Source organism: Streptosporangium sp. NBC_01810, assembly GCF_035917355.1.
Lineage (GTDB): Bacteria > Actinomycetota > Actinomycetes > Streptosporangiales > Streptosporangiaceae > Streptosporangium.
Map to the genome: position 1 here is coordinate 6,165,785 of NZ_CP109070.1, position 18,561 is coordinate 6,184,345.

The following is an 18,561-nucleotide window of genomic DNA, read 5'->3' on the forward strand; positions in this document are numbered from 1 at the left end:
GCATTCATCTTTTTTCCAAAAGCAGGGATATAACGCGATACTAAATATTTTCCCAGCTCCCACCGATAAAAACCAGTAGATCGTTCATCCGCGTTTATAACAGCCCGCCGGGGACAACCTCAATTTATGAATTGGAGGGGAGCCGATACGCGGGACGTCATGCTCAAAGCGCGCAGGGAGAACTTCCCGGTCGCTTCATGTTTACTGCCGCGTACCCGTCGCCGTCACCTCCTGGCGGTGTACGGCTTCGCGCGGGCCGTCGACGACATCGGGGACGAGGCGCAGACCGAGGATCCGCTCCGGCTGCTCGACACCGTCGACGACGACCTCGCCCGCCTGTACGCCGGGCGGGTGCCCCGCCTGCCGGTCGTCCGCGCTCTCGCGCGGACCGTCGAGACCTGCTCCGTCCCGGCCGAGCCCTTTCGCCGGCTGATCGAGGCCAACCGGCGCGACCAGACGGTCAGCCGATACGACACCTTCGACGACCTGCTCTCCTACTGCGAGCTGTCCGCGAACCCCGTCGGGCACATCGTGCTGCACGTGTTCGACATGGTCACTCCCTCGCACCTGGCCCTGTCCGACCGGGTGTGCACGGCGCTGCAGATCATCGAGCACTGCCAGGACATCGCGGAGGACTACGCCCGAGGCCGGGTCTACCTGCCGGGAGAGGATCTGCGCCGGTTCGGCTGCGGCGAGGACGATCTCGCCGAGACCACCGCCTCGGCGCGGCTGCGCGATGTCGTCGCGCTTCAGACGCGGCGGGCCGATCGGCTGCTCGACGAGGGAGACCGGCTCGCCCGATCGGCGACGGGGTTCGCCCGCCTCGCCATCGCGGGCTACGTCGCGGGCGGCCGGGCCACCACCGCGGCACTGGCCCGGGCCGGTCACGACGTGCTCGGCAGCGCCGTGCGCCCGCGCGGCACGCGGTTCCTGACGGCGTGGCTGCGGATCCTCACGAGCAGGGGGTACGACCGTGGACACCGCTGACGCCTACCGGCACTGCGAACAGATCGTCCGCGGTCAGGCTCGGAACTTCTCCTACGGACTCCGGCTGCTGCCGACTCCCAAGCGCCGCGCGCTCAGCGCCGTCTACGCGTTCGCCCGCCGGATCGACGACATCGCCGACGGGGACGGCCCCGACGGGCGGCGCCTGACCGATCTGGCCGGCGCGCGCGCCGCGCTCGGCAGGGCACGGCCCGACCCCGAGGACCCGGTGCTGGTCGCGCTGCACGACACCGCCCTCCGCTACCCACTGCCGCTCTCCGCGTTCGAGGAGTTGATCGACGGTTGCGCCGCGGACGTACGCGGGGAGACCTACGAGCACTTTGACGAACTGCTCTGCTACTGCCGATGCGTCGCCGGGTCGATCGGGCGGCTCTCCCTCGGGGTCTTCGGCACCGAGGACCCCAAAGGCAGCGGGGACGGCGAGAACGCGGCGGGAGTGGCGCAGCTGGCGGACGCGCTGGGAGTGGCCCTGCAGATCACGAACATCCTGCGGGACGTGCGCGAGGACCGGCTGGCCGGGCGGACCTACCTCCCCGCCGAGGACCTCAGGAGATTCGGCTGCACCCTGAACATCGACTCCTCCGGCAGGTTCACCGACCCTCCTGACCGGCTCACCGAGCTGATGCGGTTCGAGGCCGGCCGGGCGCGCGACTGGTTCGACGACGGCATGCGCCTGCTGACCGCGCTCGACGTGCGCAGCGCGGCGTGCACCGCGGCGATGGCCGGCATCTACCGGTGCCTGCTCGGCCGCATCGCCGCCGATCCCGCCGAGGCACTGGCCTCGCGGCTGTCACTGCCTCCGTGGCAGAAGGCGATGGTGGCGGCGCGAGCCCTGGCCGGGGCGACCCGATGAGCCCCGCTCCGGTCGCGATCGTCGGCGGCGGGCTGGCGGGCATCGCCGCCGCCGTCGCGCTCGGGGAGGCCGGTCACCGCGTGACGTTGTACGAGGCCCGGCCGAGGCTGGGTGGCGCCACCTGCTCCTTCGTCAGGAACGGGCTGAGCGTCGACAACGGCCAGCACGTGTTCCTCCGCTGCTGCACGGCCTATCGCGGCCTGCTCGACCGGCTCGGCGTCGCCGGACGCGTACACCTGCAGGACCGGTTCGACGTGCGGGTGCTCACCCCGGCGGGGCGATGCGGGCGGCTGAGGCGCGGGGTGCTGCCCGGGCCGTTCCACCTGCTGCCCGCGCTGGCCGGATACCAGCTGCTCAAGCCCGCCGACCGGCTGCGCGCGATGCGGGTCTCACTCGCCCTTCGCCGCCTCGACCCGGCCGACCCCGCGCTGGACCTGACCGATCTCGGGAGCTGGCTGACCGCCCACGGGCAACGCGAGCGCGCACGACACGCCCTCTGGGAGCTGTTCGCGATGGCGGCCCTGAACGTCGGGGTCGAGGGCGCGGCCCTGGGACCCGCGGCGATGGTCTTCAAGACCGCGCTGCTCGGCCGGGCGGGAGCCGCCGACATCGGTGTTCCCGCCGTGCCCCTCGGCGAGCTGCACGGCACCGCGGCCCGGGCCGCCATCGAACGGCGCGGCGGTGCCGTACGCCTGTCGGCGAAGGTCACCGCCATCGAGCCGGACTCGGTGATCGTGGACGGCAGCCGGGTCGAGGCGTCCGCCGTCATCGTCGCCACGGCGCACGAGCAGGCCGCGGCCCTGGTCCCCGAAGAGGCCGCCCCCGGCAGAGAGCGCTGGCGCGGCCTGAACGCGAGCCCGATCGTCAACGTGCACGTCGTCTACGACCGGAGGGTCACCCGGGTGCCGTTCGCGGCGGTCGTGGACTCGCCCGTGCAGTGGGTGTTCGACAAGACCCGGGCCGCGGGACTGTGCGAAGGCCAGTACCTCGCGGTCTCGGTCTCCGCGGCGGACCGGTGGATCGACACGTCCACCGCGCGGGTGCGAGCCACGTTCGTACCCGCGCTTGAGCAGATCTTCCCGGGAGCGCGGCAGGCGCGAATCATCGACTTCTTCGTCACGAGAGAACGTCGCGCCACCTTCCGCCAGTGCCCCGGCAGTGGCGCGCTCCGCCCCGAGGCCGCCACCCGGTGGCCCGGACTGTTTCTCGCCGGCGCGTGGACCGACACGGGCTGGCCCGACACGATGGAGGCTGCCGTGCGCAGCGGACTCAACGCGACCTGTCTGGTCAGGCGTCATCTGAAGAGGGACTTCGCCCGGTGACGGCGGTCATCCCACCCTCGGTCACGGCCGCCCGCGAACTCGTGGAGCCGGTACTCCGGGACGCGGTGGCCCGGCTCGACCCGCTGACCTCGCGCGTCGCCGCCTACCATCTCGGCTGGGCCGACCCTGCGGGCCTGCCCGTCGCCTCCGGCGGCAAGGCGCTACGCCCCGCGCTGGCCATGCTGTCGGCGAGGGCGGCGGGGGGAAACGCGGAGCAGGGCCTGCCGGTCGCCGCCGCGGTGGAACTCGTGCACGCGTTCTCGCTGCTGCACGACGACATCATGGACGGCGACCGGATGCGTCGGCACCGGCCGGCCGCGTGGACCGTCTTCGGCTGCTCCGCGGCCATCCTCGCCGGCGACGCCCTGCTCTCGCTCGCGGCGGAGCTGCTGCTTGACGGAGACGGCCTCCCCTGCCTGCGGGCCGCACGGCACCTGGCCGTCGCCACCCGGGAGCTGATCGCCGGCCAAGCGCTCGACCTGGAGTTCGAACAGCTCGCCGAGGTGAGCCTGGCGGAGTGCCGGCGGATGTCCACGCAGAAGACCGGCTCCCTGCTGGCCTGTGCCTGCTCGATCGGTGCGACGGTGATGAACGGCCCCGCTCCGCTGATCGCCGGCCTGACGGCGTTCGGAACCCAGGCCGGCCTGGCCTTCCAGCTCGTCGACGACCTGCTGGGCATCTGGGGCAGCCCCGAGACGACCGGCAAGCCGGTCCTTTCCGACCTGCGTGCCCGCAAGAAGTCGCTGCCGATCGTCGCCGCGCTCACCAGCGACACACCGGCCGGCCGGCGGCTCGCCCGCCTGCTGGCCGCTCCTGAGCCGCTCTCCGAGTCCGACCTGCACGACGCCGCCCGGCTCGTGGAGGAGGCGGGCGGGCGGTCCTGGGCCGAGACCGAGGCCAAACACCGGCTCGACGTCGCCGAACACCATCTCGCCGGCGCGGACATGCCCCCGGACGTTCGCGCCGAATTCCTGGACATCGTCCGCTTCCTCACATCCAGGGGCCACTGACATGACCACCGCCGCCTCCACTCCCGCCGAGCTCACCCTCGACGCGGCATGCGACCACCTGCTCGGCCTCCAGTCGCCCGAGGGGTGGTGGAAGGGCGAGCTGCAGACGAACGTGACCATGGACGCCGAGGACCTGCTGCTCAGGGAGTTCCTCGGCATCCGTACCGAACAGGACACCGCCGCGGCGGCCCGATGGATCCGCTCCGAGCAGCGCGACGACGGGACCTGGGCCAACTTCCACGGCGGCCCCGGCGACCTGTCCACCACGATCGAGGCGTATGCCGCGCTACGGCTCGCCGGTGACCGGACCGATGCCCCTCACCTGCGAGCCGCGGCCCGGTTCGTCCGGGAATCCGGTGGGATCGAGGCCGGCCGGGTGTTCACCCGGATCTGGCTGGCGTTGTTCGGGCAGTGGCGATGGGAGGACCTCCCGGTGCTCCCCCCCGAGATGATGTTCCTGCCGCGCTGGTTCCCGCTCAACGTCTACGACTGGGCCTGCTGGGCCAGGCAGACGATCGTCCCGCTCACCATCGTGAGCGCGCACCGCCCGGTGCGACCGCTCCCGTTCGACCTGGCCGAGCTGCGCACCGGACGCCCCGCACCGCCGCACCCCCGCGGGCCGTTCGGCATGCTCGACCGCGCCCTGCACCGCTACCGGCGACGTCCCGTCCCCGGCCTGCGGCGGATCGCGCTGAGGCGGGCCGCCGAGTGGATCGTGGCCAGGCAGGAGGCGGACGGCTCCTGGGGCGGCATCCAGCCGCCGTGGGTGTACTCGCTGATCGCGCTGAGCCTGCACGGCTACCCCCTCGACCACCCGGTGATGAGGAAGGGCATCGAGGGGTTCGACAGGTTCACCATCCGGGACGAGAAAGGCCGCAGACTGGAGGCCTGCCAGTCCCCCGTGTGGGACACGGTGCTCGCGGTCAACGCTCTTCTCGACGCCGGCCTGCCCGCCGACCATCCCGCCCTCGTCGCCTCCTCCGGCTGGGTGCTCACCGAGGAGATCCGGGGCCCCGGCGACTGGTCCGTACGGCGCCCTTCGCTGGCACCCGGCGGCTGGGCCTTCGAATTCGACAACGACGGCTACCCGGACATCGACGACACGGCGGAGGCGATCCTCGCCCTGCGCCGGGTGCGTCACCCGGACGCCAGGCCGGCCATCGACCGCGGGGTGCGCTGGATCACGGGCATGGTGTCCCGCGACGGCGGCTTCGGGGCCTTCGACGCCGACAACACCCGGGAGATGGTGAAGAAGCTGCCGTTCTGCGACTTCGGCGCGGTCATCGACCCGCCGTCCGCCGACGTCACCGCCCACGTCGTCGAGGCGCTGGCGCAGGAGCGGCCGAACTCCCCCGTCGTGCGGCGTGCCGTCGTCTGGCTGCTGAGGGCGCAGGAGGCGGACGGATCGTGGTTCGGCCGCTGGGGGGCCAACCACGTCTACGGCACCGGCGCCGTGCTCCCCGCGCTCATCGCGGCAGGCGTACGCCCCGGCAGGCCGTGCGTACGGCGTGCCGTCGCCTGGTTGGAGAGGCACCAGAACGACGACGGCGGCTGGGGGGAGGACCTGCGCTCCTACACCGATCCCCGCTGGATCGGGCGCGGCCACTCCACGCCCTCGCAGACGGCGTGGGCCCTGATGGCGCTGCTCGCCGCCGGGGAGCGGTCACCGGCGGTGGAGCGGGGCGTGGAGTGGCTGGTCGGCCATCAGCGCCCGGACGGCGGCTGGGACGAGCCGTACTTCACCGGGACCGGCTTCCCCGGCGCCTTCTACATCAACTACCACCTCTACCGGCTCGTCTTCCCGATCAGCGCGCTGGGTCGTTACGTGCGCTCACGAGGGGTGTCCTCGCACCCCCACCCCGCCCTGAGGGACGAGGCGGTCGCCGTGGAGGCCGGGTGACCGGCCTGCTGATCTGCACCGCCCTGGCCGTCGAGGCGCGGGCCGTACGGAGCGGCCTCTCGGTCGAGGACGTGAAGGTGATCCGGACCGGGATGGGCCCGCGCCGCGCCGCGGGCGCGGCGGCTCGGCTCCCGTCCGCGGGCGCGCTGGCGGTGACCGGTTTCTGCGGGGCCCTCGACGAGGGCCTGCGCCCGGGTGACGTGCTGGTGGCGAGCGAGGTCCGCTTCGGGGGCCGGACGGTGCCCTGTCCCTCGGCATGGCCGCTGGCCGAAGAGCTGGCGCGGGCCGGCCTGTCCGCGCGTACCGGACCGCTGGTCACCTCCGATCACATCGTGACGGGGGCCGAACGCCGCGGGCTCGCCGCCGAGGGGGCGTCGGCCGTCGACATGGAGACCGGGCCGCTGGCGGGTGCGGTACCCGGCCTGCCGTTCGCCGCTCTGCGCGTCGTCGCCGACGTCGCCGGTGCCGCGCTGTCGCGGCCGGCCACGATACGCGGCGGCATCGTGGCATACCGCACACTGTGCCGGCTCGGTCCGTTCCTGGCGCGCTGGGCCGCCGCGATCTCAGCCGCTCTCCCCGAGGAGTCCGTCCCGTTCCATCACCCAAGGAGATGCAACCCAGATGCCGACACCGATCCGCCAGAGTCTTCGCATCGGCGGCTACATCCTCCGCCAGAGGCTTCGCGGGCGGGTGAAGTTCCCGCTTCTGGTGGAGCTTGAGCCCCTGTTCGCCTGCAATCTGAGCTGCGCGGGCTGCGGAAAGATCCAGCACCCCGCCGACGTGCTGAAACAGCGCATGCCGGTGGAGCAGGCCCTGGCCGCCATCGAGGAGTGCGGCGCGCCCATGGTCTCGATCGCGGGCGGGGAACCGCTCATGCACCCGCAGATAGGGGAGCTGGTCAGGGAGCTGGTCGCCAGGAAGAAGTACGTGTTCCTGTGCACCAACGCGCTACTGATCCCCAGGAAGATCGACCAGTTCAAGCCCTCGCGGTACTTCGCGTGGACGATCCACCTGGACGGCATGCGCGAGCGCCACGACGAGTCGGTGTGCAAGGAGGGCGTGTTCGACGAGGCGGTCGCCGCGATCAGGGAGTGCCGGCGCCGTGGTTTCCGGGTCACCACGAACACGACGTTCTTCAACACCGACAGCCCGCAGACGGTCATCGACGTGCTCAACTATCTCAACGACGATCTCCGCGTCGACGAGATGATGATCTCTCCCGGGTACGCGTACGAGAAGGCGCCCGACCAGGAGCACTTCCTCGGCGTGCGGGAGACCCGGGAGCTGTTCCGCAAGGCGTTCTCCGACGGGAACCGGCGGAGGTGGAGGTTCAACCACACACCGCTCTTCCTCGACTTCCTCGAAGGGAAGATCGACTTCCCGTGCACGGCGTGGGCCATCCCCTCGTACTCGCTCTTCGGCTGGCAGCGCCCCTGCTACCTCATGTCCGACGGCTACGCGGCCACCTACCGGGAGCTGGTCACCGAGACCGACTGGGACGCCTACGGCCGGGGGCGCGACGACCGGTGCGCCAACTGCATGGCCCACTGCGGATACGAGCCGACCGCCGTCTTCGCCACGCTCACCTCCCTCAAGGAGTCGCTCCGGGCTCTGGGCGGCGGCTAAGCTCCGGCTGTCTTCCGAACACCCCGGCGAGGGCGCGGAAGGGGCCGGGCGCCACGCCCTTCAGCCTGGCCGGCAGCCGCAGCCAGCCCGGGACGTACGACTCGGGCCGGCCACGCTCGACGGCGGAGACGATCGCCCGGGCGACCTGTTCCGCGGGGATCGGCGCGGGCCACCGCCGTGTGTAGGGGGCGCCGCGCCGCTCGAAGAACGGGGTCTCCACCACGCCGGGCAGCACGACGGACACGCCGATCCCGCGCAGCTCGTACCGCAGGCTCTCGGCGAAGCAGAGCAGGCCCGCCTTGGTGGCGGCGTACACCGCCTCGTCCCGCACACCGATCGCTCCGGCGATCGAGGCCACGAAGACGAGGTGTCCCCGGCCGCGCTCGATCATGGCGGGCAGCAGCGCCCGGGTCAGCAGGATGGGAGCGGTCAGGTTCCCCGCGACCAGGCGCTCGACGGTCTCGTCCGGCATCGTGGTGAACGGTCCCGCCCACCCGCACCCGGCGTTGCCGACCAGCACGTCGACCGGCCCCGCGTGCCCGGCCAGGCTCGCGAGGTCCGTCGTGAGGTCGCCGGCGAGTGCCTGGCCGCCGGTCTCCGCGGCGACGGCCTCAAGCCTGTCCCGATCGCGCCCCGACAGGACGAGGCGGGCCCCCACGCCCGCCATCGCCCGCGCGGTCGCGGCCCCTATGCCGGACGACGCACCGGTGATCAGCACGCGAGCGCCCGCGAGTCTCATCTCGATCCTCCGGTGTACGGATGTCAGGGTCTCCTCGGGAGAGCACCCCCGAGGTGGTTTCCCATGGTGCTCCCGTCCGTCCCGCGTCTCGGGGAGGGGAGGGCATTCGGGGCCGTGTTTTACCGTACGGATTCGGTCAGGTGAGGAGGGTGTCTCCGATCCAGCCGCCCGGGGAGCAGCCGGGCGGGACGGCGAAGACCGCCGAGCCGATCGGGGTCGTCCACTCGTTGAGCAGATCGGCCTCGTCCAGCCTGCGCTGGATGGGGATGAACTGCCGGGCGATGTCGGCCTGGTAGGAGGCGAACAGCAGCCCGGAGTCGGCGTGCCCGTCCGGGGTGAGCCCCTCGTCGTAGTTGTAGACCCGGCGCAGGATCCGCATTCCCGGATCGGCGACGTGGGCACGGCGGATGTGCGCCTGCTCGGAGATGACCGGGAAACCGATCGCGTTGAGCTTGGTGAAGTCCGCCATGTCGTGCTCGTCGCGCCCGGTGAGCGGGGCGCCGTTGTCCAGGCGGCGGCCCACGGTGAACTCCTTGGCGACCCGGTCGACGGCATCCCAGGTCTCCATCTCCGCCCGGATGCGCCGCAGCACCAGCGTGGTGCCGCCGCGCAGCCACGACGGCCCCTCGCTCACCCACACGGCCCGGTCGAACTCAGGCGTGCCGGGCTTGAGGTTGACGGTCCCGTCGAGCTGGCCCATGACGTTGCGCTGGGTCTCCCCGGCCGCGTGGGTGCCCGCGGCACGCCGGAAGCCCCGCTGGGTCCAGCGCACCTTGGCGAAGGAGCGGGCGTCCTTGACGACCATGCGCAGGGCGTGGGCGAGGGCGAGGGCGTCGTCGGCGCAGATCTGCAGCAGCAGGTCCCCGCCGCTCCACTCCTTTTTGAGCCTGTCGACGGTGAAGGCGGGCAGCGGCTCCACGGTCTTCGGCCGGCGGTCGGCCAGCCCGGCCGCCGCGAAGAGGCCGGGGCCGAATCCGAAGGTCACGGTCAGCCTGGCGGGCAGCAGGGCCAGCTCGGGCTCGGTGTCGGCCAGGGCGGGCCTGCCCTGGGTCAGCCGCCGGGCGTCGTCGGTGAGCAGCCGCATCATCCGCACCAGCGCCTCGCGATCGGTGCCCGGCAGCAGGTCAAGGCCGACGAACACCCCGTAGGTCTGCGGCATGGTCGCGATCCCCGCCTGGTGGACCCCGTCGAAGGGTTCCGTCGCGGAACCACCGGTGACGGGGACGGCCGGAGCGGTCCGGGGAGCGGCCGGGGGAACAGCCTGGTCGGGAGCGCACGCGGCGAGGGCACCGGCCGCGGTGACGGCGCCCCCCGCGAGCAGTCCCCTACGGCTGATTCGGGGGTTCTGCATGAGTTCTACTCCATCTTCCCGATCAGCCGCGGCTCTCGCCCATGTCCATGCCCTTGTGGCCCTCCGGGTCCATGCCCTTGTGGCCCTCCGAGTCCGTGCCGGGCTGGTAGTTCTCCTGGCCTCCGGCGAAGTCCTTGCCGACCGCGGTGAACTCCAGGGTCTTGCCGTCCTTGAGACTGAGGGTGAAGGGGATCTCCGCACCGGGCTTCACCGCTTCGGTGACGCCCATCAGCATGATGTGGTCACCGCCGGGCTGGAGCCGATGGGTTCCCCCCGGCGGAATCACGATCCCACCCTCCTTGGGCCGCATGATCATCTTTCCCGCGGAGTCGACGACCTCGTGCAGCTCCACCTTCGGCGACAGCGGCGAGGCGGCGGAGACGACCGTCACCTCGGCGTCCGTGTTGTTGACCAGGGTGCCGAAGGCGGCGCTCATCCCTTTCCCGGCGGTCTTCACCCACGGGTCGGTGATCGTCAACGCGGGAGCGGCGACGGGTGCCCCGGAACCCGGGACCGCAGCCGGGACCGCCGCCGGAGCGGTGGTGTCCTGGGAGCCGCACCCGCCCAGGGCCACCACGGCCGCGATCAGGATTCCGGCAGGGGCGATACGACGAACGGACATGTTGCTGCCTTTCTTCTGGCCGGCCGACCGGCAGGCCGCGGCCGAACGCCGCTCGATGGCCATGCCGGACAGGCAGCCTGGACTGTCACACTGGTTCGGTCCGCCGAGCAGCCGGACGGCGGCATCGGCGCAGGCCCGCGCGTGCGGGCTCGGGAACGGGTGATTCCCCGGGTGACCTGGGTGGTCAGCCGGAGATGGCGGTGACGGTCCGGGGAGGGCCACGCCGGCTGAGAACGTGGCGCAGCACGGCGGAGCGGAGGGCGCCCGGCTCGACCGCGGGTGGGGTGAGGAAGGACACGTACGCCGGGGTCACGAGCACGACGAGCACGCGGCCCAGCCGTGCGCCGAGCCGTCGTAGCAGCGCCCAGAGTGCCGCCTCGCCACGCGCCAGCCAGAGCGCGGTCAGACCGGCGGCCCACCCGTGCGTCACCAGCATGCCCAGTCCCGGCAGCAGCCCCGTGTGGGCATGCCCGATCATCTCGACGGGTGATGTGGCGTGCGCGAGGGAGAACAGCACGTGCACACCGGCCTGCACGCTCGCCAGCAGCGGCAGGATCACCGCCAGCGTACGTTCGCGCCCCGAGGTGGCGAGGGCCGCGCCGAAGGCGAGGGCCAGGGCGGCGGCCGCGCTCGGCGCGGAGACCGAGCCGCCCGCGAGGACGTGTGCCATCACGCTCAGCCCCAGGCAGACCGCGGCGAAGGCGGCGGCGCGGGCGATGCGGAAGGGCCAGGTCGCGGGCATGATGTGCTAATCCTCCCACGCCACCCCGGCGGTGCGCGGTTCGGAGGCCCGCCGGAGGGCTCGCACCTCCCGTCCCGGCCCGCCTGATCCCGCCTCGAACCGCGACGCGCGCCAGGACGACAGGTGTCCGGGACCTCGGGACGTCCGGAACCACGGGACGTCCAGGACCACGGGACGTCCAGGACGTCCAGAACCTCGGGACGTCCGGAACCACAACCGTTGTACTCACGAGTAACTAAGTAGCCGCACTCAGGCCCGCGAGACGGCTTCTCTGGACGATGGACGCATGACACGACCGGTGAAGAACACCACGACCCCCGCTTTCTACCTGCAGGCCGTCATCTCGTTCGGGCTGTCGGTGACGGCCATGGTGATCGGTATCGCCTACCTGCCCGTGACCACCTGGGTCCGGTCCTTCATAGGCATCGGGCTGCTCTACGTGGTGACGTCGACGTTCACTCTCGCCAAGTGCGTCCGGGACCGCAGCGAGGAGGCCACGGTCGTCAGCCGCGTCGACCAGGCCAGGCTGGACAAGCTGCTGGCGGAGCACGACCCCTTCAGAAACGACTGACCGCCGGGCGACTTCGAGGCCCCTCGATCGCGTGGCCTCAGGGCGCCGGAGACTCGCGGATCTCGGCCAGCGAGATCCGCATGGCGTCGGCGGCGCGGGTGAGCCAGTCGGAGATGGCGGCCAGTTCGTCCGGGCGGTAGCTCTCGAAGAGCTCGACGAGCCGCCGATAGGCGGGTTCGTACGCCGCCACGATGCGGGTGGCCGGGTCCCCCTCCGGGACGATCCGGATGCGACGGCGGTCGTGGGGGTCGGGAACGCGCCGGGCGTAGCCCGCGCTCTCCAGGCGGTTGACCACCCCGGTGACGGCTCCGGTGGTGATACCGGCCAGTTCGGCGAGGCGCCCCGCGGTGAGCGCCTCCTCCTTCGCGCCGAGAATGAAGCCGAGACATGTCAGGTCCGTGACGTTGATGCCGAGGCGCTCGGCGAGCGTGTGCTGCCCGACCATGCTCAACGCGACCAGCCGATCCATCCGGGTCAGGACATCCAGCGGCGAGGCCCCGGGGTTGGACTTGCCTTCCATCGCACATTCTCCTTAGCCTGCAAGAAGTTTAGCTCGTGAGATAAATGGTACGAGCAGATCCAACCTAGCCGCCCGCCATCCGGCGCTCCACCACGGCCCATGGAAACGGCGCTCCACCACGGCCCATGGAAACGGCGCTCCAGCCGGAGGAGACAGCGTGGGGAACAGCCCGCCGCGCCTCGCGGGAGACGTACCCGCAGAAGTCCTGAGGCGCATGTCGTCCATCGCGATCGGCGTGCTCAGGATGATCGGAGCCGAGCGCCGCCGTCGAATCCGCACCGTCCGCCGACCTGGCGGTGCCGGTACGGTGAAGAGATGATCAGGCGCTGCCTGATCGGCGTGAGCCTCGTCGCGGGCCTCACCATGGGCCTCGCCATGGGCCTCGCCGCGAACCTCGTCGCGGGCCTCACCATGGGCCTCGCCATGGGCCTCGCCGCGAACCTCGTCGTGGGCCTCGCCATGGGCCTGGAGCCGGCCCGGCACGGGCGGTCGTCCCCGCCATAGGTGTGTCCAGACGCGTTCCACTCTCTCACCTTGGGAACGCATAACCCCCTTGAGGTGTTTCACGGCTGATCCCAGTGCTCGTGGGAGCCATGGTCACCCCCGCCGATCTGGACGACCACCCCATCCACCCGGCCCTGCGACACCGTATCGACGCAGGGCTCCAGAACAGGGGTCCATACCTGGAGTGACGCCCCACCCGTATCCGCCGGGAGGCGGATTTCAGCGCGGAGCGCCTCCCGGCGAGGTCAGGAGGGCAGGCGCCGGACTCGCTCCGAGGACGGGTCGTAAAGGGGCTCCGCGGTGACGACGGCGCCCACCCAGGTGCCGGTGACGCCGACCTCGACGTGGTCACCCGGGGCGGTGCCCTCGGGCAGGTAGGCGTAGGCGATCGAGCGGTCGACGCGGTGCCCGTACCCGCCGCTGGTCACCCGCGAGGCGGGCAGGCCGCCGGAGCGGACCGGCTCGCCGCCGAGGCAGACCTGACGGGGGTCGTCCAGGACCAGGCAGAACAGGCGCCGCGCGGGCGCTCCGGCACCCGTACCCTGCGTGCCCTGTACGTCCAGCGTGCTTCGTGGGTCCAGCGCGCCCTGTACGTCCAGCGCGTCCGGTGCGCTTGACACCCCCTGCCCGTCCCGCACCGGGCGCACCGGTGCGGGACGGTCGTCGGCGGGGTGGCGTGCGGCGTCGAGCGCGGCGCGGCCAAGGAAGTCCTTGTCGCGAGCGACCGCGAAGCCCAGACCGGCCTCGTACGGGGTGGTCTCCGGGGTGAGGTCCAGGCCCCAGGCGCGGTAGCCCTTCTCCAGGCGCATCGAGTCGATCGCGCGGTAGCCGGCCGGGCGCATGCCATGCGGCGTTCCCGCCTCCATCAGCGTGTCCCAGAGCGTCAGCCCGTACTCCGAAGGGCAGTACAGCTCCCAGCCGAACTCGCCCACGAACGTCACCCGCTGAGCCAGCACCGGGACGTTTCCGACGCTGATCTCCCTGGCCCCCAGGTAGCCGAAGGTCAGGTCGTCGCCGGAGACGGAGCCGAGGATGTCGAGCGCTCGTGGGCCCCACAAGCAGTAGCAGGCATGTGCCGAGGTGACGTCACGGACGTCGAGGCCCCGGCCACGGAGCCAGGCGGCGTCGTGGACGCCGAAGGCGGTGCCGGTGACCAGCCGGAAGCGGTCGTCGGCCAGGCGGGTGACGGTCAGGTCGGCCTCGACGCCGCCGCGCGCGTTGAGGAGCTGGGTGTAGACGATCGAGCCCACCGGCCTGTCGAGCTGCCCGGCGCACGCCCGCTGCAGCCCTTCCAGTGCCCCGGGTCCCGCCACCTCCAGCTTGGAGAACGAGGTCTGGTCGAACAGGCCCGCGGCGTCGCGGGTGGCCAGGCACTCCTCACGGACGGCCGGTGACCAGATCCTGCCCGCCCACCCGCCGGGGCGGAGACCCTGGCCGCTCGCACCGGAACCCCGGCCGTTCTCACCGGAACCCCGGCCGTTCGCGTCGGTACCCCGGCTGTCCAGGGGAGGATCCCGGTCGGGCTCCGCGTCCGGGCGGGCGTTGGACTCGAACCAGTTCACCCGCTCCCAGCCGGCCTTCTCACCGAACACCGCCCCGAGCTCGACGTGCCGTACCCAGGCGGGAGAGCGGCGGAGCGGTCTGGCGGCGGAGCGCTCCTCGCCCGGGTAGACGATGTCGTAGTACTTCGAATAGGAGTCCAGGGCCTTGGCACGGTTCCACGACGCGGAACGGGCGTGGGCCCCGAAGCGTCGCAGGTCCATGCCGAACACGTCGTACTCGGGCGAGCCGTCCACGATCCACTCGGCCATGACCTTGCCCACGCCGCCCGCCGCGGCCAGGCCGTGGACGCAGAACCCGGCCGCCGTCCACAGCCCGCGGACCGGGGTCTCGCCGAGAAGGAACTCGCCGTCGGGGGTGAACGCCTCGGGGCCGTGGACGACCTTCGTGATCTCAGTACGGGCCAGGGCGGGGACCCGCCGCACCGCCGACCCCCACGATTCCTGAAATTTCGGCATATCAGGGGGAAAGACGGTTCGAGGCTCCTCAAGCGGGGCAGCCGTGTCCCAGATCTCCGGGTTTCGGATATACCCGCCGACCAGAATCCCACCACTTTCTTCCCGGAAATAGACAATGTTATCCGGATCCCGCACCGTGGGCATGGAGGAAGGAACCCCGAAAGGCTCGGTGACCACATATTGGTGTTTGATCGGCACCACCGGGATGTCCACACCGGCCAGCCGCCCGACCCGCCCGCTGGCCGCACCCGCCGCGACGACCACGGTCTCCGCCAGGACCGACCACTCCTCGAAGTCCTCCGCACCCTCCGCGCCCTCCGCACCCGAAGCGAGCCGTACACCGGTGATCGCCCCGCCTGCCACGTCGAGCCCCACCACGCGGGTCCCGGTGAGAATCCGCACGCCCAGCTTCCGCGCCCCGGCCGCCAGCGCCCTGGCCAGCAGCGCCGGGTCCAGCCAGCCGTCCCCGGGCAGCCAGAGCGCGGCCCGCACGTCGTCGGCGTCGAGCAGCGGGAACATCTCCCCGGCCTCGGCACCGGAGAGCACCTCCAGACCCAGCCCGTAGGTCTCCCCGGCCCCGGCCAGGCGCAGGGACTCCTCCACCCGCTCGGGCGTGGTCGCCAGGCGGAGACCGCCGACCCCGTGCCATCCCGGGTCCAGGCCGGTGAGCTCCGCCAGTTCGGGATAGAGACCGGCCGAATACATGATCATTTTGGTCTGGGTGACGGTGGAGCGGAGCTGGCCCACGAACCCGGCCGAGTGCCAGGTGGTCCCCTCGGTGAGCTCGTGTCGTTCGACGAGTATCACCTCGGTCCAGCCAAGTCTTGCCAGATGATAGGCCACGCTGCACCCGGCCACCCCGCCACCGATCACAACGGCCCGCGCAGAGCTGGGAAGTTTCAAAGTCCGCAACCCCTCTGTAACACCTCGTCCGCAGAATCGGATCAATGGTCTGAAGGTAGGCCAAAGGAGAGCGGCATGCCAGATCCTCTGGGGGACGTCCGCAAATGGGCCGGACAACCCGTGACCGAGACACCGATCAAGGGTGGGCTCAGCCATCGGATCGCCAGGCTGGACACCGCCGACGGGCAGCGCTGGCTGCTGCGGGTGCTCGATCCCCGGGTGTCGGCCGCCGGCCTGGGCATACCGCTCGACCAGGAGATCGCCAACACCGTCCACGCGGCGGACGCGGGGGTCGGCCCCAGAGTGCTGTATCGGCTGCCCGGCGCGCTGGTGCTGGAGTATCTCGACGGCGTCACCCTGGACGCGCACACCGTACGGACGCTCCCCGGCCCCATCGCGGCGGCCTGCCGCCGGCTGCACGCCGGGCCCCGATTCGTCAACGACTTCTCCGTCTTCCGCAAGCTCGACGAGTTCCTCGCCCTCTGCCGTACCCACGAACTGAGCACACCCGACGGCTACCAGGACCGTCTTGTCACAGTGGCGGAGATCGAGCGGGCGCTGGCCGCCGATCCGCTGCCCAAGGTGCCGTGCCACAACGACCTGCTGCCGGAGAACTTCATCCGCTGCGGCACCGAGGTCAGGATCGTCGACTACCAGCTCTCCGGGAACAACGACCCGGCCTTCGAGCTGGGCGACATCGCCGCCGAGGCGGACTACGACCCGGACCTGACCACTCGGCTGGCCCGCGCCTACTTCGGCACCGACGACCGGCGGCTCGCCTCCAGGGTCCGGCTCAACCTGATCATGTCCAATCTCACCTGGACACTCTGGTTCGCCGTGCACCACGGGCTGCTGAAGGAGCGGGCCGCCGACGCCGACTTCGACTACGAGGCCGAGGCTGCCGACAAGTTCTCACAGGCCGTACGAGACCTGGACGACCCGGCGTTCGGGCGGCTCGTCGATGACGTCCGGGGCGCGAGCACCGGATTTTCACCCCCCGCACCACCACGCTAGGAGGCTTGAATTGACCAAGCCAACGTCGGTCGACGAGGACGCGAGGCGACTCGCCGAACTCGGTTACAAACAGGAGCTCTCCAGAACCTGGAGCGGCTTCTCCAACTTCGCCATCTCCTTCTCGATCATCTCCATCCTGGCCGGCTGCTTCACCACGTTCGGCCAGGCCTGGAACAACGGCGGCCCCATCGCCATCTCGTGGGGATGGCCACTGATCTCGATCTTCATCCTGATCATCGGGCTGTGCATGTCGGAGCTGGTGTCGGCCTACCCGACCGCCGGCGGCATCTACTGGTGGGCCGCGAAGATGGGCAGGCCCGTCCACGGCTGGTTCACCGGCTGGTTCAACCTCATCGGCCTGATCGCCGTGACGGCCTCGGTCGACTACGGCTGCGCGACCTTCCTGAACATCACCCTCAACCGGTTCTTCCCCGGCTGGCCTTCCTGTTCGCGGCCACCGACGTGAACGCGGTCAACGAGGCGGGTGGCTTCGTCGGCGCCATCTTCACCAGCGCGCTCCCCGGCAACCTGGCCACGGCGATCTTCGCGATCTCCACCATCGGCCAGTTCTTCTGCGGGATGAGCTGCGTGACCTCGATGTCCCGGATGACCTACGCGTTCTCCCGGGACGGCGCCGTCCCCGGCTGGCGCCTGTGGTCGAAGGTGGACCGCAACAGGACCCCGGTCAACGCGATCGTCTTCGGCTGCGCGGCCGCGCTGATCCTCACCCTGCCCGCGTTGTACGAGGCCCCCGGCGGGTTGCCGCTGGCCTTCTACGCGGTCGTCTCGGTGGCGGTCATCGGCCTCTACATCGCCTTCGCGATCCCGATCTGACTCCGGCTGCGGATGGGCGACCGGTTCGAGCCGGGGCCCTGGACGCTGGGATCGAAGTACCGGGTCATGTGCTGGATCGCCATCGTCGAGATCGTCATCGTCTCGATCTACTTCATCATGCCGCTGGTCCCGGCGGCCGTGCCGTTCAGTGACGACTTCACACCGGCCGCGGTGAACTACGCACCGATCGTGGTCGGCGTGATGGTGCTGGGCGTGGGCCTGTGGTGGATGCTGTCGGCCAGGCACTGGTTCACCGGCCCGCGCCGCACCGTCGACGAGCCCGGCCTGGAGGCTACGGTCGACCCTGCCGGCAAGGAACCGATCGGCTGACCGGCCCACTTTCCGACGCCCGGGCCACCCGGGCGTCGGAAAGGCGGTCAGCTCGCCTCGAACGCCTCCGCCACCGCGGCCCGGACCCGCTCCGTGGCCGTGGCGGCGGGGGCCTCCCGCCACATCGAGGTCATGTCGACCTCGGGCATGCCGCAGGCCACCGCCCAGCCCCACGGGGTCAGGTCGCCGTCGACGTTGAGGGAGAACCCGTGGCTGGTGACGCCACGGCTCTGCCGCATGCCGATCGAAACGATCTTGCGTCCCGTCTCGACGGTCCACACGCCGGTCAGCAGTTCCGAGCCCGGCGGGGTGTCGCGGCGCTCGGCCGCGACTCCCAGCGCGCCGAGCGCGCCGACCAGCCTCAGCTCGACCTCTCGGACGTAGTCGACGATCCCCTCGTCCTCGCCGAGCTTGACGACCAGGTATCCGACCAGCTGGCCGGGGCCGTGGTAGGTGAGCTGGCCGCCGCGACCCGTGCTCACGACCGGGATGCCGTGAGCCGGATCCGGCAGGTGCTGCTCAAGGGTTCGCCTGCCCACGGTGTACACCTGCGGGTGGCTGAGCAGCCAGAGCGTGTCGGAGCGCTCGTCGCGCTGCCGTTGACCGACCATGTCGGTCATCCGCTCCATCGCCTTCTCGTAGTCGACCAGGTCGTCCTGGATCAGTGACAGGGGGCGTTGCCTCATACCCCCAGCTT

General features: G+C 71.2%; 21 protein-coding genes. 14 read left to right on the forward strand and 7 right to left on the reverse strand.

Annotated elements, in window-relative coordinates; translation table 11 throughout:
- Window positions 1–159: 159 nt before the first annotated feature.
- Genes hpnC through hpnH form a run of 7 tightly spaced genes read left to right on the forward strand, consistent with a single transcriptional unit; the run spans window position 160 to window position 7,716 of the window.
- Entirely contained in the window at window positions 160–987 is an 828-nt protein-coding gene (gene hpnC, locus OIE13_RS27415; RefSeq protein ID WP_326828897.1) for a squalene synthase HpnC, read from the forward strand.
- Window positions 974–1,858 (forward strand): presqualene diphosphate synthase HpnD, encoded by an 885-nt coding sequence (hpnD, locus tag OIE13_RS27420; protein WP_326828898.1) that lies wholly within the window; start codon window positions 974–976, stop codon window positions 1,856–1,858. The genes hpnC and hpnD overlap by 14 nt, the downstream gene beginning before the upstream one ends.
- A complete protein-coding gene (gene hpnE, locus OIE13_RS27425) occupies window positions 1,855–3,180 on the forward strand; it encodes a hydroxysqualene dehydroxylase HpnE (protein WP_326635201.1) in 1,326 nt (441 codons plus the stop codon). The genes hpnD and hpnE overlap by 4 nt, the downstream gene beginning before the upstream one ends.
- The gene (locus OIE13_RS27430) at window positions 3,177–4,190 is read left to right on the forward strand and encodes a polyprenyl synthetase family protein (protein WP_326635199.1); all 1,014 of its coding nucleotides are present in this window, start codon (window positions 3,177–3,179) and stop codon (window positions 4,188–4,190) included. Before hpnE ends, OIE13_RS27430 begins: the two co-directional genes overlap by 4 nt.
- Window position 4,191: 1 nt before the next feature.
- A complete protein-coding gene (gene shc / locus OIE13_RS27435) occupies window positions 4,192–6,090 on the forward strand; it encodes a squalene--hopene cyclase (protein WP_326635196.1) in 1,899 nt (632 codons plus the stop codon).
- Entirely contained in the window at window positions 6,087–6,809 is a 723-nt protein-coding gene (locus tag OIE13_RS27440) for a phosphorylase family protein (protein ID WP_326635194.1), read from the forward strand. Before shc ends, OIE13_RS27440 begins: the two co-directional genes overlap by 4 nt.
- Window positions 6,712–7,716 carry an adenosyl-hopene transferase HpnH gene (gene hpnH / locus OIE13_RS27445; protein ID WP_326635192.1) on the forward strand — a complete coding sequence of 335 codons (1,005 nt, stop codon included), beginning with the start codon at window positions 6,712–6,714 and terminating at the stop codon, window positions 7,714–7,716. Before OIE13_RS27440 ends, hpnH begins: the two co-directional genes overlap by 98 nt.
- On the opposite strand, the gene OIE13_RS27450 is transcribed toward hpnH, so the two are convergent.
- The 3 genes from OIE13_RS27450 to OIE13_RS27460 form a co-directional block, all read right to left on the reverse strand.
- Window positions 7,682–8,455 carry an SDR family NAD(P)-dependent oxidoreductase gene (locus OIE13_RS27450; RefSeq protein ID WP_326635190.1) on the reverse strand — a complete coding sequence of 258 codons (774 nt, stop codon included), beginning with the start codon at window positions 8,453–8,455 and terminating at the stop codon, window positions 7,682–7,684. The genes hpnH and OIE13_RS27450 overlap by 35 nt on opposite strands.
- 136 nt (window positions 8,456–8,591) lie before the next feature.
- Complete coding sequence (locus OIE13_RS27455) at window positions 8,592–9,806, reverse strand: Dyp-type peroxidase (protein ID WP_326635188.1); 1,215 nt, start codon at window positions 9,804–9,806, stop codon at window positions 8,592–8,594.
- 22 nt (window positions 9,807–9,828) lie between these two features.
- Window positions 9,829–10,428 (reverse strand): copper chaperone PCu(A)C, encoded by a 600-nt coding sequence (locus OIE13_RS27460; protein ID WP_326828899.1) that lies wholly within the window; start codon window positions 10,426–10,428, stop codon window positions 9,829–9,831.
- Here OIE13_RS27460 and OIE13_RS27465 point away from each other — a divergent pair.
- Window positions 10,427–10,591 (forward strand): hypothetical protein, encoded by a 165-nt coding sequence (locus OIE13_RS27465; RefSeq protein WP_326635185.1) that lies wholly within the window; start codon window positions 10,427–10,429, stop codon window positions 10,589–10,591. The genes OIE13_RS27460 and OIE13_RS27465 overlap by 2 nt on opposite strands.
- Window positions 10,592–10,612: 21 nt before the next feature.
- Here OIE13_RS27465 and OIE13_RS27470 read toward each other — a convergent pair whose 3' ends face one another.
- On the reverse strand, window positions 10,613–11,170 hold the full coding sequence (locus tag OIE13_RS27470; protein WP_326828900.1) for an MFS transporter: 558 nt from the start codon (window positions 11,168–11,170) through the stop codon (window positions 10,613–10,615).
- A 286-nt stretch (window positions 11,171–11,456) separates the two neighbouring features.
- On the opposite strand from OIE13_RS27470, the gene OIE13_RS27475 reads away from it, so the two are divergent.
- Window positions 11,457–11,741 carry a YiaA/YiaB family inner membrane protein gene (locus OIE13_RS27475; RefSeq protein WP_326635182.1) on the forward strand — a complete coding sequence of 95 codons (285 nt, stop codon included), beginning with the start codon at window positions 11,457–11,459 and terminating at the stop codon, window positions 11,739–11,741.
- A gap of 37 nt (window positions 11,742–11,778) precedes the next feature.
- Here the strand turns inward: OIE13_RS27475 and OIE13_RS27480 are convergent, their stop codons facing one another.
- Window positions 11,779–12,261 (reverse strand): MarR family winged helix-turn-helix transcriptional regulator, encoded by a 483-nt coding sequence (locus tag OIE13_RS27480; RefSeq protein WP_326828901.1) that lies wholly within the window; start codon window positions 12,259–12,261, stop codon window positions 11,779–11,781.
- Window positions 12,262–12,576: 315 nt separating this feature from the next.
- Here OIE13_RS27480 and OIE13_RS27485 point away from each other — a divergent pair, with 315 nt between their 5' ends.
- Complete coding sequence (locus OIE13_RS27485; RefSeq protein ID WP_326828902.1) at window positions 12,577–12,765, forward strand: hypothetical protein; 189 nt, start codon at window positions 12,577–12,579, stop codon at window positions 12,763–12,765.
- Between the two features lie 245 nt (window positions 12,766–13,010).
- On the opposite strand, the gene OIE13_RS27490 is transcribed toward OIE13_RS27485, so the two are convergent.
- Entirely contained in the window at window positions 13,011–15,842 is a 2,832-nt protein-coding gene (locus tag OIE13_RS27490) for a GcvT family protein (RefSeq protein ID WP_326635176.1), read from the reverse strand.
- Here OIE13_RS27490 and OIE13_RS27495 point away from each other — a divergent pair.
- Genes OIE13_RS27495 through OIE13_RS27510 form a run of 4 tightly spaced genes read left to right on the forward strand, consistent with a single transcriptional unit; the run spans window position 15,762 to window position 17,864 of the window.
- Window positions 15,762–16,700: a phosphotransferase gene (locus OIE13_RS27495; protein ID WP_326635174.1), complete on the forward strand. Its 939-nt coding sequence runs from the start codon at window positions 15,762–15,764 to the stop codon at window positions 16,698–16,700. The two genes, OIE13_RS27490 and OIE13_RS27495, sit on opposite strands and share 81 nt — an antisense overlap.
- 10 nt (window positions 16,701–16,710) lie before the next feature.
- A complete protein-coding gene (locus OIE13_RS27500; protein ID WP_326635172.1) occupies window positions 16,711–17,166 on the forward strand; it encodes an amino acid permease in 456 nt (151 codons plus the stop codon).
- The gene (locus OIE13_RS27505; protein ID WP_326828903.1) at window positions 17,163–17,534 is read left to right on the forward strand and encodes an amino acid permease; all 372 of its coding nucleotides are present in this window, start codon (window positions 17,163–17,165) and stop codon (window positions 17,532–17,534) included. The genes OIE13_RS27500 and OIE13_RS27505 overlap by 4 nt, the downstream gene beginning before the upstream one ends.
- 12 nt (window positions 17,535–17,546) lie before the next feature.
- Window positions 17,547–17,864, forward strand: a complete 318-nt coding sequence (locus tag OIE13_RS27510) for a hypothetical protein (RefSeq protein ID WP_326635167.1) — start codon at window positions 17,547–17,549, stop codon at window positions 17,862–17,864.
- A gap of 47 nt (window positions 17,865–17,911) precedes the next feature.
- Here OIE13_RS27510 and lipB read toward each other — a convergent pair whose 3' ends face one another.
- Window positions 17,912–18,550, reverse strand: a complete 639-nt coding sequence (lipB, locus tag OIE13_RS27515) for a lipoyl(octanoyl) transferase LipB (RefSeq protein ID WP_326635166.1) — start codon at window positions 18,548–18,550, stop codon at window positions 17,912–17,914.
- Between the last annotated feature and the right edge of the window lie 11 nt (window positions 18,551–18,561).